General features: G+C 62.8%; 16 protein-coding genes. 13 read left to right on the top strand and 3 right to left on the bottom strand.

Features of this window, described 5'->3' with window-relative positions:
- Positions 1-62: 62 nt before the first annotated feature.
- Together DCY11_RS04815 and DCY11_RS04810 are read right to left on the bottom strand one after the other, a co-directional pair.
- Positions 63-680 (bottom strand): hypothetical protein, encoded by a 618-nt coding sequence (locus DCY11_RS04815; RefSeq protein ID WP_108681502.1) that lies wholly within the window; start codon positions 678-680, stop codon positions 63-65.
- 155 nt (positions 681-835) lie between these two features.
- The gene (locus DCY11_RS04810; protein WP_245409498.1) at positions 836-1927 is read right to left on the bottom strand and encodes an alkene reductase; all 1092 of its coding nucleotides are present in this window, start codon (positions 1925-1927) and stop codon (positions 836-838) included.
- A gap of 186 nt (positions 1928-2113) precedes the next feature.
- Between DCY11_RS04810 and DCY11_RS04805 the strand changes: the two genes are divergently transcribed.
- On the top strand, positions 2114-2476 hold the full coding sequence (locus DCY11_RS04805; protein ID WP_208430509.1) for a helix-turn-helix domain-containing protein: 363 nt from the start codon (positions 2114-2116) through the stop codon (positions 2474-2476).
- 181 nt (positions 2477-2657) lie between these two features.
- On the opposite strand, the gene DCY11_RS04800 is transcribed toward DCY11_RS04805, so the two are convergent.
- Positions 2658-3191 carry an invasion associated locus B family protein gene (locus DCY11_RS04800; RefSeq protein ID WP_159079805.1) on the bottom strand — a complete coding sequence of 178 codons (534 nt, stop codon included), beginning with the start codon at positions 3189-3191 and terminating at the stop codon, positions 2658-2660.
- Positions 3192-3784: 593 nt separating this feature from the next.
- Here DCY11_RS04800 and coxB point away from each other — a divergent pair.
- The 12 genes from coxB (at position 3785) to DCY11_RS04745 (ending at position 16741) form a co-directional block, all read left to right on the top strand.
- Positions 3785-4612, top strand: a complete 828-nt coding sequence (coxB, locus tag DCY11_RS04795) for a cytochrome c oxidase subunit II (protein ID WP_245409449.1) — start codon at positions 3785-3787, stop codon at positions 4610-4612.
- 73 nt (positions 4613-4685) lie between these two features.
- Positions 4686-6296, top strand: coding sequence for a cytochrome c oxidase subunit I (gene ctaD / locus DCY11_RS04790; RefSeq protein WP_069444198.1), 1611 nt, complete (start codon positions 4686-4688; stop codon positions 6294-6296).
- A 42-nt stretch (positions 6297-6338) separates the two neighbouring features.
- Positions 6339-7307 carry a heme o synthase gene (cyoE, locus tag DCY11_RS04785; protein ID WP_108681492.1) on the top strand — a complete coding sequence of 323 codons (969 nt, stop codon included), beginning with the start codon at positions 6339-6341 and terminating at the stop codon, positions 7305-7307.
- Positions 7307-7450 carry a hypothetical protein gene (locus DCY11_RS15660; protein ID WP_174202133.1) on the top strand — a complete coding sequence of 48 codons (144 nt, stop codon included), beginning with the start codon at positions 7307-7309 and terminating at the stop codon, positions 7448-7450. The genes cyoE and DCY11_RS15660 overlap by 1 nt, the downstream gene beginning before the upstream one ends.
- 47 nt (positions 7451-7497) lie before the next feature.
- On the top strand, positions 7498-8076 hold the full coding sequence (locus tag DCY11_RS04780; protein ID WP_108683675.1) for a cytochrome c oxidase assembly protein: 579 nt from the start codon (positions 7498-7500) through the stop codon (positions 8074-8076).
- Positions 8077-8135: 59 nt separating this feature from the next.
- On the top strand, positions 8136-9023 hold the full coding sequence (locus DCY11_RS04775) for a cytochrome c oxidase subunit 3 (RefSeq protein WP_108681490.1): 888 nt from the start codon (positions 8136-8138) through the stop codon (positions 9021-9023).
- A gap of 195 nt (positions 9024-9218) precedes the next feature.
- Positions 9219-9518 (top strand): DUF983 domain-containing protein, encoded by a 300-nt coding sequence (locus DCY11_RS04770; RefSeq protein ID WP_342021995.1) that lies wholly within the window; start codon positions 9219-9221, stop codon positions 9516-9518.
- Positions 9519-9527: 9 nt separating this feature from the next.
- Positions 9528-10256 (top strand): SURF1 family protein, encoded by a 729-nt coding sequence (locus DCY11_RS04765; RefSeq protein WP_108681488.1) that lies wholly within the window; start codon positions 9528-9530, stop codon positions 10254-10256.
- Positions 10257-10341: 85 nt separating this feature from the next.
- Positions 10342-11763 carry a threonine synthase gene (gene thrC, locus DCY11_RS04760; RefSeq protein ID WP_108681486.1) on the top strand — a complete coding sequence of 474 codons (1422 nt, stop codon included), beginning with the start codon at positions 10342-10344 and terminating at the stop codon, positions 11761-11763.
- Complete coding sequence (locus DCY11_RS04755; RefSeq protein WP_108681484.1) at positions 11760-13040, top strand: pitrilysin family protein; 1281 nt, start codon at positions 11760-11762, stop codon at positions 13038-13040. Before thrC ends, DCY11_RS04755 begins: the two co-directional genes overlap by 4 nt.
- Before the next feature lie 15 nt (positions 13041-13055).
- Positions 13056-13658: a GNAT family N-acetyltransferase gene (locus tag DCY11_RS04750; protein WP_108681482.1), complete on the top strand. Its 603-nt coding sequence runs from the start codon at positions 13056-13058 to the stop codon at positions 13656-13658.
- A complete protein-coding gene (locus DCY11_RS04745) occupies positions 13655-16741 on the top strand; it encodes an EAL domain-containing protein (protein ID WP_245409448.1) in 3087 nt (1028 codons plus the stop codon). The genes DCY11_RS04750 and DCY11_RS04745 overlap by 4 nt, the downstream gene beginning before the upstream one ends.
- Positions 16742-16765: the final 24 nt, after the last annotated feature.

Genomic DNA, 16765 nt, shown 5'->3' with positions numbered 1-16765 from the left:
GCCGGTAAGATGCACAGCAGTCTAGCCAAGACCGCGCCGAAATTGTGGGCGCCGGCGGCCCCTCACTCCGCCGGGCCGGGCGCCGCCTCGTCCAGAGCCGGCACCGGGTCGTGGCGGTAGACGATCCAAGTCCATACGAGAATCGCCACGGGGATGCCGACGAAGATCGCAAGCGACAGCGGTGTGAGGCCGAGCCCCGAGAAGCGCATGGCCGCGAGACAAGGAATCAGGACCTGGGGGACGAGGCCGATGATCAGGTAGTTGGCGAGCGGTCCGCCGCGGAGTCTCGCCGGACCCCAGATCAGCTGGGAGCCATAGATGATCTCGATCTCTGCCCGCAGAAGAAAGGCAAAGGCGGCCATGGTCACGTAGCCCGGCCGTGGGTCCTGCAACATTCCGTAGAGAAGAAGGAGCTCGATCAGGCAGGTCGCGAGGGCATTTGTGGCGCATAGCGCCGTAACCCATGGCGCGGGCACGCTCTTTGGGCCGTCCACACGGTCAGCTCGCGCATTGGGATCCGCGGAGGCCCAGACCCGGTAATAAAGGCGCGTGACGAAGTTCGGAGAGTTCTTGTCGATGCGGCGCCCATAGGCGATGCCCGTGAGCCAGTTCAGCGTGAAATCCGTCCCGAGGAACATATAGAGGATGCCAAGCCAGAGGACCCAATCGTACCAAGCCATGGTTCGCCTCACGCCGGTTGCTTGCAGTTTCGCAACTCTAAGGCGTTTTGCTCGCGCTTGCTCGGGAATTGGGGCGACCGGCGCGGTGAGGCAAAGGTGCGCGGGAGAGGCGGGCACAAGTTGGTGCCTGCCTCTCTCCGGCTCGGCATATCGGTCTAGGCGGCTTGCTCGAGCGAGGGATAGTCGGTGTACCCCGCCGCATCGCCGCCATAGAAGGTCTGCGGATCAGGCGCATTGAGGGGCGCGTCGAGGCGCAGGCGCTCGACGAGATCCGGATTGGCGATGAACAAGGAGCCGAAGGCGACGAGATCCGCTGTGCCCGTCTCGACGGCGTCGATCGCCATCTTTCGGTCGTACCCGTTGTTCGCCATATAGGCGCCCGAGAAATTCGCGCGCAGCGTCTCGATGGCGTTCGCGGGAAACTCACGAGGACCGCCCGTTTGGCCTTCTACGAGATGAACGTAGCCGAGCCCGGCATCGTTCGCGCGGGCCATGGCCACGCTGAACGTGGCGACGGGATCGCTATCGGCGATGTCGTTGAACCCGGAGAACGGGCTGAAACGCACCCCGACACGCTTGGACGGAAAGACGCCCGTGACCGCCTCGAAGACTTCGGCCAAGAAGCGCGTGCGGTTATCGGCCGTCCCGCCATAGGCGTCGTCGCGCTTGTTCGTCCCATCGCGCAGGAACTGATCGAGTAGATAGCCATTGGCGGCATGGACCTCGATTCCATCGAAGCCGGCCGCCTTCGCGTTCTCGGCAGCCTTGCGGTAGTCGGCGACCACGCGGGCGATCTCGTCCGTCTCGAGCGCGCGCGGCTCGGAGACATCGGCGAAACCGGAAGCGGTAAACGTCTGGCTGTTGGCCGTGATGGGGGAGGGGGCGACCGGTACTTGACCGTCAGGCAGCAGGCTTACGTGGGAAATGCGTCCCACGTGCCAGAGCTGCGCGAATATCCGCCCGCCGGCCGCGTGAACGGCGGCAGTCACCGCCTTCCAGCCGGCGACCTGCGCGTCGCTATAGATTCCGGGCGTCTGGATGTAGCCCTTGCCCTCGGGCGAGATCTGCGTGCCCTCGCTGATGATCAGGCCCGCACCCGCCCGCTGGGCGTAGTAGGTGGCGTTGAGCGCATGCGGCACGTCGCCGTCGGGCAGGGCGCGGTTTCGTGTCAGCGGCGCCATGACGATCCGGTTTGGGAGCGTTAGGTCGCCAAGTTTGAGCGGGCTAAAAAGCTTCGGGTCCATGATTCTGTCAGCCTCCTGATACGCAGCGTGATGTCGGGTCCCGCCAATGCGGAATGCGGGCGGGCAATGCCGCTTGACGTAGGCGTGCAGGTTTCGATAATCAACCAGTATACAAATCGTAACCTAGTGAGCGCTCCCGGAACGAGAGTGCTGATTTGGACTGTGCCCAAGGATTGCCGAGGATCGACCGTGACCGACAGCCGCACCGCGCGCGATGAGCCGCTAGCCAGTTCCCCGGAGCCGAAACAGTGCAACGAGCCCTGTCCGGTCGAGCGCGGCATGCGCATCCTCGGCGGAAAATGGAAGGCCTCGATCCTTTGGCACCTGCAGGCGGGGCCGACGCGCTTCAATGCGTTGTCGCGGGAACTAGGTGGCGCGAGCAAGAAGATGATCACCGAACGTCTCAAGGAAATGGAAGAGACCGGGCTCGTGAGCCGGCAGGTCATTGCCACGAAGCCCGTGGCCGTGACCTATGAACTCACGCCGTTCGGTCATTCGGCGCTCGGCATCTTGGAGTCGTTGCACGATTGGTGCGTCGACCATGACGTTTAGGATGATTGCTGCGCCGTCGGGCGAATGCTGCGCCGCGACTTGAACGGCCGGGTGGGGCAGCCATATACTCTACAAGCCACGCCCCTTTCCGAACCCTGCACGGGATGTGGGCGTTTTCCGTCCCCCAAAGACGGACGAATCGGCGGCGGATATCTCCTTTTCTGCCGCCGATTTTTCTTGGCTATTTGAGCGTCGCGAACGCTTGCGTGAACCCTTCCAAAGAAACCGGAATGCCGATCCCTTCCTCGACGGTCGGAAAGATGATCAGCAACGCGCTCTGGCCCGACTTCAACTTCGTCACGACTTCGTCCTGAAGTTCGAATTCGGCGATGCAGCCCGACGTTTTCCCGCATTTGATGTAGGGTACGTTGCCTACATCCTCGCCGTCGATCTTCACGCCGAGGCCCCGGGGAAGGAAGATCCCGAGCGGCGCGACCACGCGCATCATGTTGGTGTCGTCACCGATCGACTTGAAGAGCTGGACGTTCAGGCCGACATTCGGCCGCTGCTCGTCGGTCACCATCTGTACGATCGCGCATTTCTCTTCCCGGGCTCCGGGAGGCGTGCGGCAATAGAGCTGCCAGGCGCCGAAGGTTCCGCGCAGCACGGCGGCAGGCCCCGCCGGACTCTGCGCCCCGCCGTCATCCTGTGCGCGGGCCGGCGATTCGATCGCGGATAGGACGAAAACCGCAGTGGCGAGAGCTAAGGGCAGCACCCATGACTTTAGGTTTTGCCGGCAAATCCGGCTGCCGGAGGCGGCAAGACGAGGGCAAGCCAAGAGCAATGGCGTAAGCATAGGGCGAACCGGCCTCCTGCAGCTGATCTAGGGTGGCTAAAACCCTTGGGACAAGACTGTGAACCTGCGCCCTGTCGCGGTCAGGTCAACGGAGTAACAAGGCCATTCGCCGGGCAATAGGGCCAAAATTCGACCAGGTCTATCGCCGGCAAGTTTGACGTGGGTCAGCGAATTCACGTCGCGTCTTGGCGGCTTGCTACGGAATCAACCTCCGGGCGAACTTGTTCATCAAAGTCGCCCTTAGAGAAACTGAAAACTGAATCATGACTGTTGCCAATCAATATCCTTTATGATTTTAAAAATACACAATAACTGCTGACACCTGGGCTACGCTCGGTCGGCTCAAGAATGCGTTTTTGCGGGGGCGACGCCAAAAATTTGCGCAAGCTGATAAGCGTCGCCACTGCGACAGTGGGCGCAGGGCCAAAAGGCCCGCGTTCGGCGATAATCGCACTTTGACCCTCCCAACCAGGAGTGGTCGGAGAGCAGGCTTTGGGAGTGATGGGATGGGGATGTTGCATCGTGCATTGATGGTTCTGGCCGCGCTTGCGGGGCTCGGCGCTAGCGGCTCGGCGCTTGCTGAAGAACTTCCGCCGGGGCGCGCGCATCCCTGGCAGCTTGGCTTCCAAGAAGCGATGACGCCCATCATGGCGCAGATCAACGATTTCCATACCTATGTGACGGCCATCATCATCGCCATCACGTTGTTCGTTCTGGCGCTGATGGTCATCGTGATGGTCCGGTTCAACGAGAAGAGCAATCCGGAGCCGTCCCGTACCTCGCACAACACCCTGCTTGAAGTTGCCTGGACGGTCATTCCGATCTTCATTCTGGTGGCGATCGCCATCCCGTCGTTCCGGCTTCTGTTTGCCCAGTACGACTTTCCCAAGGCGGATGTGTCCATCACCGCCACCGGTGCCCAGTGGTACTGGATCTACGAATATCCGGACGAGAACATCAGCTTCAATTCAATCATGGTGCCGGACGCGCAGCTCAAGGAAGGGCAGCCGCGCCTGCTGACGGTCGACAACGAGGTTGTGGTTCCGGTCGGCGCGAACGTCGTCGTGAGCCTCAAGTCGAACGACGTGATCCACGACTGGGCGGTCCCGTCCTTCGGCGTCAAGCTGGACGCTGTGCCGGGCCGGCTGCAGCAGACCTGGTTCCGGGCCGAGAAAGAGGGCTGGTTCTACGGTCAGTGCTCGGAGCTTTGCGGGCGCAATCACGCGTTCATGCCGATCGCCGTGCGCGTCGTCTCGCAGGACGAGTACGATGCCTGGGTCGCAGGCAAAAAGTCGGCCTCGATCGATGCGAAGGGTAAGCTGGCGTCGGCGCGCGACTAGTCGCGCGCCGGCAAATCAACACGTGGCCTGACGGCCGGTTACAAGAACCAAAGGACGACAAGGGAAAACAGTCATGGCGAACAATGCCCAGGCAGAAGCGGCCCACCACGATCACGACGATCACCCGCACGGTTTGCAGCGCTGGCTGTTCTCGACCAACCACAAGGACATCGGCACTCTTTACCTGATCCTGTCGCTCGTCGGCGGCATCGTCGGTGCCCTCTTGTCCATGGGCATGCGCGCCGAGCTCATGGAGCCCGGCATGCAGATCTTCGGCAATCCGGAGATGTTCAACGTTTTCGTCACGGCGCACGGCCTCATCATGGTGTTCTTCGCGGTCATGCCGGCCACGATGGGTGCTTTCGGCAACTGGATGGTGCCGTTGATGATCGGCGCGCCCGACATGGCCTTCCCGCGCATGAACAACATTTCGTTCTGGCTGCTGGCCATGGCGTTTGTCCTCCTCATCTCGTCGCTGTTCATGCCGGGTGCTCCCGGATCGACAGGCGCCGGCGCTGGCTGGACGATCTACGCGCCGCTGTCGACCTACGGCACGCCTGGCGTTTCCGTCGACTTCGCCATTCTGGCCCTTCACCTTGGCGGTGCGTCGTCGATCCTCGGTGCCATCAACTTCATCACCACGATTTTGAACATGCGCGCGCCGGGTATGACCCTGCACAAGATGCCGCTGTTCGTGTGGTCGATTCTGGTTACGGCCTTCCTGCTGCTGCTGTCGCTGCCGGTTCTGGCTGGCGCCATCACCATGCTGCTGACCGACCGTAACTTCGGGACCGCGTTCTTCGACTCGAAGCATGGCGGCGATCCGCTTCTGTGGCAGCACCTGTTCTGGTTCTTCGGCCACCCGGAAGTTTACATCATGATCCTGCCGGGCTTCGGCATCATCAGCCAGATCGTTGCGACGTTCTCGCGTAAGCCCGTGTTCGGCTATCTCGGCATGGCCTACGCCATGGTGGCGATCGGCGTGATCGGCTTCGTGGTCTGGGCGCACCATATGTATGCCGCAGGTCTGGACGTGAACACGCAGGCTTACTTCGTGTTCGCCACGATGGTGATCGCCGTGCCTACGGGCGTGAAGATCTTCTCGTGGATTGCGACCATGTGGGGTGGCTCGATCCAGTTCAAAACGCCGATGGTCTGGGCGCTCGGCTTCATCTTCCTGTTCACCGTCGGCGGTGTGACGGGCGTGATGCTGTCGAACGCGGGCGTCGACCGGTCCTTCCACGACACCTACTACGTGGTGGCGCATTTCCACTACGTGCTGTCGCTCGGGGCCGTCTTCTCGCTCTTTGCGGGCTGGTACTACTGGTCGCCGAAGATGTACGGCTACATGTACTCGGAGTTCTGGGGCAAGCTGCACTTCTGGACCATGTTCATCGGTGCGAACCTGGCCTTCTTCCCGCAGCACTTCCTGGGTCTTGCCGGCATGCCGCGCCGCTATGCCGACTATCCGGATGCCTACGCGGGCTGGAACTTCGTGTCTTCGCTCGGTGCCTATCTCGCATTCCTCGGCTTCATCATCTTCTTTATCGGTGTGATCGTGCAGTTCACCCGCAAGGTGAAGTCGGCCGACAATCCTTGGGGTGCGGGTGCGACGACGCTGGAGTGGACTGTCTCCTCGCCGCCTCCGTTCCACACCTTCGATACGCTCCCGCGGGTCAAATAAGGTCCAGGGGCGCCGAAGTGAGGCGCTGGAGTAAGTAGGCCAATGACAGACACGACTGTCGAAACGACACCAGGCAGGTTGGATGTCGCCCTTGGGAGTAACCTTGGGGGCGACATCTCCGACTATGCGGAGCTGCTCAAGCCGCGGGTCATGTTCCTTGTGGTGTTTACGGCGCTGGTCGGCCTCGTCACCGCGCCCGTGCACATGCATCCCGTCCTCGCGATCGCGGCCCTTCTCTGCATCGCCGTCGGCGCCGGTGCGTCGGGTGCTCTGAACATGTGGTACGACGCGGATATCGATGCCCGCATGGCCCGCACCGCATCGCGGCCGTTGCCGCAAGGTGCGCTGACCCCGAACGAGGCCCTGGCTTTCGGGTCGGTCCTGGGGATCGGCTCTGTTCTCTGCCTTGGGCTCATGGTCAATTGGGTCGCGGCAGGGTTGCTGGCCTTCACCATCGGCTTCTACGTGTTCGTCTATACGATGTGGCTGAAGCGGTTGACGCCCCAGAACATTGTGATCGGCGGCGCGGCGGGCGCCTTGCCGCCGATGATCGGCTGGGCGGCGGCCACGGGGACCGTGAGCCTCGAATCCTTCGTGATGTTCCTCATCATCTTCATGTGGACCCCACCTCATTTCTGGGCGCTGGCGCTGATCCGCAGCTCCGACTACCGGCGCGCCGGCGTGCCCATGCTGCCGGTGACCCATGGCGCGGACGAGACGCGTCGGCAGATCCTGATCTACAGCATCATCTTGGTGCCGCTCGGCATGGTGCCGTCCGTGATAGGCCTCGGCGGTTCGCTCTACACGCTGGTCGCGGCCATCTTCGGCGCGTTCTTCCTGGTGCTTGCCTTCGACTGCTACCGGGAGCGCGAGGGCGCCGCTGGCGAGCGGGCGGCCAAGAACCTCTTCGCTTATTCGATCCTGTATTTGTTTGTGCTGTTCGCGGTGCTCCTCGTCGAGCATGGCTTCGGGTTGGACGGTGGCGTACTGCCACGCATCTGGACGTTGTGATGGAAAATGCCGAAGCCGAACGCAAACGCCGACAACGCAGAAGGTCTCTGGCAATCGCCTGGACCCTCGCGATTCTTGTTATTCTGTTCTTTGTCGTGACCATTGTCCGGCTCGGCGGCAATGTCGCCATCCGGCAGATTTGATAGGTAAGGCGCTGAACGTGACCCAAACGGGCGACAACGGTTCTGAGATGGCAGGGCGTCGCGACAAGCGCGGGCTTGTCGCGCTGGTTCTTGCCGGCGTCGTCGCCGGCATGGTCGGGCTGTCCTTTGCCGCGGTTCCGCTCTACCGCCTGTTCTGCCAGCAGACGGGCTATGGCGGGACGACCCAGGTGGCGACCGTGGCGCCGGACCATATCCTCGATCGAACGATCAAGGTGCGGTTCGACACCAACGTCGACAAGGATCTGCCCTGGCAGTTCGGCTCGGAGCAGCGTTCCGTGGATCTCAAGATCGGCGATACGGCGCTGGTCTTCTTCAAGGCGCACAACAACACCGACAAGCCCGTCAGCGGCACGGCCGGTTTCAATGTGGCCCCGGAATCGGTAGGCCGCTATTTCAAGAAGATCGAATGCTTCTGCTTCAAGCAGCAGACGCTCGCCGCAGGGCAGAGCATCGAAATGCCGGTTACGTTCTTCGTCGATCCCGCGATCGTCGATGACGAGAGTACGAAAAACATTGAGGAGATTACGCTGTCCTATACCTTCTACCGGAGCGACGACCCGTCGGATGTCGCTGCCGCGCCGGGGGATAGGGCGTCGGGATCGTAAGCGACACGGCGTGACTTAGGCGCGCCAAAAGATCGATTGGGGAGGAAGGGGAACTCACGATGGCCCAGGCCCACGCAAAACCACAACACGACTACCATCTACTCAATCCGAGCCCGTGGCCGCTTGTCGGGTCGATCGGTGGCTTGGTGCTGGCGCTCGGCGCCCTCATGTATTTCATGGGCAAGAAAGCGGGCGACCCGCAGCTTTGGTACGTGCTCCCTGGCCTCGCAATCGTGGTGATCACGATGTTCGGCTGGTGGCGAGACGTCATCAAGGAGGAAGCCGAGGGTCACCAATCGCCCGTGGTTCAGCTTCACTTCCGCTACGGCATGATCCTGTTCATCGCCTCCGAGGTGATGTTCTTCGTCGCTTGGTTCTGGGCGTATTTCGACGTCGCGCTGTTCCCCGACGATGCGGTGACTTATGCGCGAACGGTCGTTACGGGCGGCCAGTGGCCCCCGATCCCGAGCGCCGAGACTGAAGTGCCGGGCCTCGGCTTCTTTGGCCACACATTCGATCCTTGGGGTCTGCCCTGGGTCAACACGCTGATCCTGCTGACATCCGGTACGACGGCGACCTGGGCGCACCACGCCATGCTGCACGACGACCGCAAGGGACTTATCTGGGGTCTGACCTGCACCGTGGTGCTGGGCCTTCTGTTCACCTGCCTGCAGGCCTTCGAGTACATGCATGCAGGGTTCGGCTTCTCCAACCACATCTACGGCTCGACGTTCTACATGGCCACCGGCTTCCACGGCTTCCATGTGATCGTGGGTACGATCTTCTTGCTGGTTTGCCTCTTCCGCGCGCTGGCCGGCCATTTTACGCCGCACAAGCACTTCGGCTTCGAAGCGGCGGCTTGGTATTGGCATTTTGTCGACGTTGTCTGGCTGTTCCTGTTCTGCTCCATCTATATCTGGGGCGCGGGGGCGAACGCCGGCCACTAGCGGCGAAAGGCACGAACATCGGAGGGGGGCGGTCCAGCGGCCGCCCCTTTCTGTTTTGGCCACCGTCCGTTTCGGACAACAGATGATTGCGGGTTGAAGATGAGCGAGCCACATAGCCACAAAGTACATCTACCCTTGGGCTCCACGGTTTGGGCCGGGATGTGCGGGCGGTGCCCGTCCTGCCACAAGGGGAAGATGTTCAATGGCTATCTGACCTTGGCACCGGCCTGCGATGTCTGCGGTCTCAACTACGATTTTGCCGATTCCGGAGACGGGCCGGCCATCTTCGTAATGCTGTTTACGGGCTTCATCATCGTCGGCGCCGCACTCTATGTCGAAGCCGTCTACCAGCCCCCTTATTGGGTACACGCCCTGGTCTGGGGGACGGCGGCTCTCGTTCTTCCACTTCTCCTGCTTCGCAGTTTCAAGGGTGTCTTGATCGCACTTCAATTCCGGAACAAGGCCGAAGAAGGCAAGCTGGTCTCGGACCGCTAGCCTAGGATCATGACGACTCCGGCTCTCATCAGGCTCACGATAGCCACTCTGATCGGCTTTGGCCTTCTGATTTGGCTCGGCCAGTGGCAGCTTCAACGCCTCGAATGGAAAGAACGCATCATCCAGCGCATCGAGACGCGGACGGAGCGCAAGCCTGTCTCGCTGGAGCAGGCCGTCGAACTCGCCAAACAGTGGGGCGATCCGAACTATCTCCGGGTGAGCGCCGAGGGCCGGTTCCACCACAATTTGGAGCGCTACCTTTACTCCATCTCGTCGGACGGCGAGCCGGGCTGGCATGTCATCGCCCCCCTGGAGACGGCCTCGGGACGCGTTGTCCTCGTCGACCGCGGGTTCGTGCCGGACGACCACCGGGAGCCCGGCACCCGGCAAGAGGGGCAGGTCCAGGACATCGTCACGGTGACGGGGCTCGTGCGAACCAGTGAGAAGCCAAACCTGTTCTCGCCGGACAATGACGAGGAGGCCAACCAGTGGTTCACTCGGGATCTGGGCGGTATGGCCCGATCCATGTTCCCGGGCGGGACCGTGCAGGTGCTACCCTTCTTCCTGGAGGCGGAGGCAAGCGACGTTCCGGGCGGTTGGCCGAAGGGCGGGCAAACGCGGCTGGAACTGCCCAATAAACACCTGCAATATGCCCTGACGTGGTTCCTTCTGGCTGCCTGTCTGCTGGTGATCTATGCCGCCTATGTCTGGAGCGTGATGACCGGGAGGCGGTCTTAACAGTGCTCCCCCGCCATATTGCGGGTCCGCGCTCCGGGGGCTAGGGTCTGGCAAAAAGTCTTAGAATTCCGGTGAGAGGCACATATTGAAGTTCATTTCAACGCGCGGGTCTGCCCCGGCGCTCTCTTTCGAGGGTGCGCTCTTGGCTGCGCTTGCGGACGATGGAGGCCTGTTCTTGCCCGAGAGCTGGCCGAAATTGTCACCGGACGAGATTGCCGCCCTCGCAGGCCTCGATTATGCCGACGCCGCCTACCGGGTCATGCGTCCCTTCCTGGAGGGCGACCCGTGTCTGAACGACCTCGAAGAGGTGTTGTCGGAAGCCTATGACGGGTTCCACCATCCCGCCGTCGCGCCACTGACTCAGATTGGGCCCAACAGCTTCGTCCTGGAGTTGTTTCACGGCCCCACGCTGGCCTTCAAGGATCTGGCCATGCAGGTCGTGTCGCGGTTCATGAACCGTGCGCTCAAGCGACGCGGACAGCGCGCCACGGTCGTCGGTGCGACCTCCGGCGATACGGGCGCGGCCGCAATTGAGGCGTTCCGCGGCCTGGACGCCATCGACGTCTTCATCCTGCATCCGAAGGGGCGCGTCAGCGACGTTCAACGCCGCCAGATGACCACGGCCACAGAGGCCAACATCCACAACATCGCGGTCGAAGGGACCTTCGACGATTGCCAGGCGATCGTGAAGGCGCTGTTCGGGGATCGGGAGTTGAACGCGCGCCTCGGGCTGACCGGGATCAACTCGATTAACTTCGCCCGGATCCTTGCCCAGATCGGCTACTACTTCACTTCGGCCGTGACGCTCGGCGCGCCCTACCGGCCGGTGGCCTTCTCAGTGCCCACCGGAAATTTTGGTGATATTTTCGCAGGTTACGCCGCCCGCGCTATGGGCCTGCCGGTCCAACGCCTCGTTATCGCCACGAACCTCAATGACAGTCTTCCCCGCGCATTGGCCTCAGGGACTTACGAGCCGCAGGGCGTGATCGCGACCTCAAGTCCCAGCATGGACATCCAGCTTGCCAGCAATTTCGAGCGCCTCCTGTTCGAGCTTGCCGGGCGGGATTCGTCCAGGGTTCGGAGCTTGATGGAGGATTTGCGCGCTCAGGGCTCGTTCACGCTGAGCCAGGGCGAGTTCGGGCAGCTCTGCGATCTTTTCAGTGCCCATTCCGCTGGAGAAGACGTGACGCAAATGACCATTCGGGGGGTATTCGAAGAGACCGGCATGGTGGTTGACCCGCACACAGCCGTCGGCATCGCGGCCGCCAAGCAGGAAACGGGGCTCGGCACGACGCCCATGGTTATCCTGTCGACCGCGCACGCGGCCAAGTTCCCAGATGCCGTGCGCCAGGCCATCGGTATCGAGCCGGCCCAGCCCGAACGCCTCACCTTGAAGCTCGGCAGCGAAGAGCGCTGTACGGATATGCCTGCCGACTTCGCGGCGGTGGCGAACTTCGTCTTCGATCACGCACGAGCCGCCGCACCGCTGACGGGAGCCGAGGCGTGAGCGTCACACGGTCCACCCTGAGCAACGGACTGACTATTGTCAGCCACACCATGCCCGAAGTAGAGACCGTGTCGCTCGGCATCTGGGTCGGTGCGGGCAGCCGCTCCGAACAACTGATGGAGCACGGCGTCGCGCATTTCCTGGAGCACATGGCTTTCAAGGGAACCAAGCGGCGGACGGCGCGTGAGATCGTCGAGGAGATCGAGTCGGTCGGCGGCGACCTGAACGCGGCAACTTCAGTCGATTCGACCGGGTACTATGCACGCGCATTCCCGAAGGATTTGCCGCTCGCATTGGACATCCTGAGCGACATCATCTTGGAACCGTGCTTCGACGGCGGCGAACTCACGCGCGAGCGCGACGTCATTCTCCAGGAGATCGCCGCAAGTTCGGATTCGCCCGACGACATCGTCTACGACTTCGTGTCGGAAGCCGCATTTCCCGATCAGCCCGTGGGGCGCCCCATTCTCGGCACGGCGGACAGCGTCTGTGCCTTCGAGCGGGACCATCTCGGGTCCTATCTCGCCACGCACTATCATGGGCCGAACATGGTTCTGGCGGCCGCGGGTGCGGTCGATCACGAGGCGCTTGTGGCGGAAGCCGAGCGCCGGCTGTCCGGCTTGCCCTCCGACGGCACCCCGACCCCTCAGGAGGCGATCTATCGCGGCGGCCGGCGTCAGTCGGACAAACCGTTCGAGCAGACGCATCTGATGATTGGGTTGGAAGCGCCCGCCTATCACCAGCCCGACTATTTCACCGCGCAGATCCTGGCCGGCGCGCTCGGCGGCGGCATGTCCTCTCGGCTCTTCCAGGAAGTCCGGGAGCGGCGCGGGCTTTGCTACTCTGTCTACGCCTTTTCGACGGGTCTGACCGACAGCGGCATGTTTGTCATTCACGCGGCCGGCGCCCCTGAGAAATCCCACGAGCTGTTTTCCGTCATTCGCGACGAGTTGGACCGGGCGGCGAATGCCGGCTTCGCCGAGGCCGAGCTCGGACGCGTGAAAGCCCAGATGAAGATGGGGCTCTTGGCGGCGCTTGAGAGTTCGAGCGCGCGGGCCGAACAACTGGCGCGCCACGTCCTGTTCTGCGGACGCGTATTGCCGACCACCGAACTCGTCGAGCGGATCGAGGCCGTCGGTACCGCGGACCTGCAGGCCTTGCTGCAGAGGATTTTGGGCACGCCTCTCAGTCTTGCGACTGTGGGGCCCGTTGCTAATCTTGGACGATTCGAAGCCGTGGCCGACAAGTTTATCGTGCCGGCGAGCCGAGCCGCCTGAAGAGGGTGTTGACGTATGGCCTTGCTGCGAGCTGCAACCCCAGGGGATTTCGGTCCGGTTCTCGAGACCGATCGGGTGTTGCTGCGCGCGCCTCAAATGTCGGACTATCCGGCATGGGCGGAACTCCGCGCCGCAAGCCAGGATTTCCTCGTCCCGTGGGAGCCTCTCTGGGCGCCGGACGAACTCTCCAGAGCCTCCTTCCGCCGCCGTATCCGCCATTATCTGCGCGATATGCGTGAGGACATGGGCTACGCCTTGTTCGTCTACGATGCACAGTCCACGGCTCTCGTGGGAGGGATCACCTTGTGCAATGTCCGGCGCGGCGTGACGCAGTCGTGTACGCTTGGCTATTGGGTCGGCGAGGCATACGCGCGGCAAGGATACATAACCGCCGCGGTTCGCGCGGTCGTACCCTTCGTATTCGACTCGCTTGAGCTGCACAGGCTCGAAGCAGCCTGTCTGCCGACGAACACCGCGTCGATGCGGCTTCTGGAGCGGGTCGGGTTCAAGAAGGAAGGGCTCGCGCGCCGATATCTGCGCATCAACGGCGACTGGCGCGACCATCTGCTTTATGCGCTTCTGGAAACGGATCAGCGCGTACCGGGGAACGGAGGGTGAGTGTGGCCCCACATGGCTCGGTGAGCGCCCATCGCGCCGTGCCAAGACACTCCGACTCCCGGCGGCAGCGCCGGGTCGGAGCGCTTGTGCTCGCCTACGGGCTTCTGCTGGCCCTGTTGCAGTTCTGTCCGCCGCTTGCGGGTGTGGCCAACGCGATCGAAGCCCTCGCCGTGGACCCCGACGCCGCGAAGATGGAGATCACCACAAAAGGCGAGCTCTACGAGGGGCGGGGAGACCGGCTGCAGATCGAAACGGCGCCCGGACCCGATGGCTATATCGGCCGTATGGCGGTTTCGGCCTCGACCCCCGGCACCGATCCCAGCTGGCTGGTGTTTGCGCTGTCGAACCCGACGGACAGCCGCATCGTGCGCTGGCTTGTGGCCCCGCGCTATACGCTCGCGAATTCCGGCGTGTTCCGCCCCGAACTAGACGCGCCCCGCATCACGGCCGTTACGCCCTCACTCGGCTTCCGGCCGGAGTCCCTGCAAAGCGACCGCGCCGACATGTTCCGGCTGACCTTGGAGCCCGGGCAAACCGTAACCTACGCGGCGGAGCTGGCGTCCTCGAAGGTGCCGCAGCTCACCCTGTGGACCCCGAAATTCTACCAGGCCAAACAGCAGGACAGCATGCTGTTCAAGGGCGTGCTTCTTGGCATCACGGGTCTGCTGGCGATCTTCCTGACGGCGATCTTCGCCGCCAACCACCGCGCGATCTTCCCGGCCACCGCGCTCGTCGCCTGGGCGGCCCTGGTCTACTTCTGCGTCGATTTCGGCTTCTGGAACAAGCTGTTCCCGGTCGGCCCCGACCGCACGGCCACCTACCGCGCGGCGGCGGAAGCCGGCCTTGCCGCAAGCTTGGCGCTGTTTCTCTATACCTTCTTGCGCATCGGTCTCTGGCACGTGTGGATCCGCAGCGTGTTCTGGGTCTGGATCGCGGCGCAGTTCATCCTGATCGTCGTCGCGATCGTCGATCCGCAGACGGCCGCCGGGCTCGCGCGCGCTTCGACCATTATCATCGCGGGCGTCGGAACCGTACTCATCGCCTATTTCGCGCTTCGCGGCCAGGACAGGGCGCTCTCGTTGATCCCGAGTTGGATGCTGCTGATCGTGTGGCTCTTGGGCGCCTCGATGATCGTCACGGGCAAGCTCTCCGGCGAGGTCGTCGGGTCGAGCCTCATCGCGGGCCTCGTACTGATCTTGGTGTTGCTCGGCTTCACCGTTACCCAGTTCGCATTCCACACAGGCGGGTCGGCGATGAGCCTGGGGCCGCCCAGTCTCGTGCAGATGAAGTCTCTGGCCGTCGATGGATCCGGCACCCACGTGTTCCAATGGCACGCGGGTCGCGATCTCATCACCGTGGGCCACGAAGTCGAAGCGGAACTCGGGCTGGAGCCCGGGGCGCTCAACGTGTCCGTAAGCGAGTTCCTGAAGCATATGCATGCCTCGGACCGGGAGCGCTTCCGGCTGCTCATGCAGTCCTTGCAGGAAAAGAAGGGCGGCGACTTCCAGACGGACTTCCGTCTGCGCCGTCACGATGGGACGTATCTTTGGTACGAGCTCAACGCTCAGGCGGCTCCAAACGAGAACGTCCGCCTTCTGCGCTGCGTCGGCTTGTTGCGCGACGTGACCAATCTGAAGCGCTCCCATGAGCGCCTCATGCATGACGCCGTGCATGACAGCCTGACGGGCCTTCCCAATCGCCAGCTCCTCATGGATCGGCTGGATGGTGCCATCACCCGTGCGGCCGAAGGACAGTCGAACCGACCGACGATCCTTTTCATCGACATCGACCGTTTCAAGAACGTCAACAAGAGCTTCGGCCTCGTGATCGGGGACTCGATGCTCTTGACGCTCGGGCGCCGGCTCTCTCGCCATCTCAATCCGCAAGACACACTTGCGCGTCTCGGCGGTGATCAGTTCGCAATCATGCTGATATCGGACAGCGATCCGCATCACGTCGCGACCTTGGCGGAGCGGGTGCGCCGAGCGCTCCGCACGCCGATGAAGATCAGCACCAAGGAGATCATCCTCACCGCCTCGATCGGCATCGTGGTTCACGACGGCTCGCAGGCGAATGCACAAGAGATGCTGCGTGACGGCGAGTTGGCGATGCTGCGCGCCAAGCGCCGCGGCGCGGATCGCATCGAGATCTTCAATCCGGCCATGCGCACGGAGGAGGAGAACCGTCTTCCGCTCGAGAGCGAGCTGCGTATGGCGCTTCAGCGCCAGCAGATTTCGGTGCTCTATCAGCCGATCACACGCTTGGCCTCGAACCAGCTCGCCGGCTTCGAAGCTTTGATGCGCTGGGATCATCCGACCCGTGGCCGCCTGTCCCCGCAGGACTTCATTCCGCTTGCGGAAGAGTCGGGGCTCATTGTCGAGCTCGGCAGCTACGTGCTCAGCCAAGCCTTGGACGAGGCGGCCACATGGCATCGCGTCCTGCCGCGCGACCGCGATCCGCTGTTCGTCAGCGTCAACGTCTCGAGCCGGCAGCTCTTCCGCCAGGACATGGTGCAGGAGATCAGGTTGCTTCTCGCGCGCGAGCAGGTGGCGCGCGGAACGCTCAAGCTTGAAGTCACCGAGTCACTGGTGATGGAGAACCCCGAGCGCGCCGTCGAGATTCTCACCTGGCTCAAGACTTATGGGGCGAGCCTCGCCTTGGACGATTTCGGCACGGGCTACAGCTCGCTCAGCTATCTGCACCGCTTCCCATTCGACATCATCAAGGTCGACAAGTCGCTCGTACACGACAACTCGGACAACGAGCAGACGCCGCTGATCCTGCGCTCGGTCGTGACGCTCGCGCACGAGCTCGGGAAGGAAGTGGTCGCCGAAGGGGTCGAGACCCAGGCCGATGCGAACTATCTACGCTCGATCGGCTGTGAGTTCGGACAGGGCTTCTACTACGGCGAACCAATGTCGGCGCGGGATGTTGGCGCGCTACTCAACGCGCTCGCCAATCACCGGCGCCGCAAAGAGCGCGAGCGGGCGCAAGCCGAACGCGCGCCGTCCAGCCTCGACGTCGAGGTGCAGAACCAAGGCGACCTGCCGAGCCTGCCGGGGCCGTCAACGGCTCAGGCCTAGCCCAAGACCTAATCGAAAAGACTG

This window comes from Methyloceanibacter sp. wino2 (assembly GCF_003071365.1).
GTDB lineage: Bacteria > Pseudomonadota > Alphaproteobacteria > Rhizobiales > Methyloligellaceae > Methyloceanibacter.
Note: the sequence above shows the minus strand (reverse complement) of the source record. Positions and strands in the feature narration are given on the sequence as shown.

Bases quoted from the DNA above. Each gene is read 5' to 3' on its own strand.
- DCY11_RS04815 (WP_108681502.1), bottom strand. From the start codon at position 680: ATGGCTTGGTACGATTGGGTCCTCTGGCTTGGCATCCTCTATATGTTC.
- coxB (WP_245409449.1), top strand. From the start codon at position 3,785: ATGTTGCATCGTGCATTGATGGTTCTGGCCGCGCTTGCGGGGCTCGGC.
- ctaD (WP_069444198.1), top strand. From the start codon at position 4,686: ATGGCGAACAATGCCCAGGCAGAAGCGGCCCACCACGATCACGACGAT.
- cyoE (WP_108681492.1), top strand. From the start codon at position 6,339: ATGACAGACACGACTGTCGAAACGACACCAGGCAGGTTGGATGTCGCC.
- DCY11_RS15660 (WP_174202133.1), top strand. From the start codon at position 7,307: ATGGAAAATGCCGAAGCCGAACGCAAACGCCGACAACGCAGAAGGTCT.
- DCY11_RS04780 (WP_108683675.1), top strand. From the start codon at position 7,498: ATGGCAGGGCGTCGCGACAAGCGCGGGCTTGTCGCGCTGGTTCTTGCC.
- DCY11_RS04775 (WP_108681490.1), top strand. From the start codon at position 8,136: ATGGCCCAGGCCCACGCAAAACCACAACACGACTACCATCTACTCAAT.
- DCY11_RS04770 (WP_342021995.1), top strand. From the start codon at position 9,219: ATGTTCAATGGCTATCTGACCTTGGCACCGGCCTGCGATGTCTGCGGT.
- DCY11_RS04765 (WP_108681488.1), top strand. From the start codon at position 9,528: ATGACGACTCCGGCTCTCATCAGGCTCACGATAGCCACTCTGATCGGC.
- DCY11_RS04750 (WP_108681482.1), top strand. From the start codon at position 13,056: ATGGCCTTGCTGCGAGCTGCAACCCCAGGGGATTTCGGTCCGGTTCTC.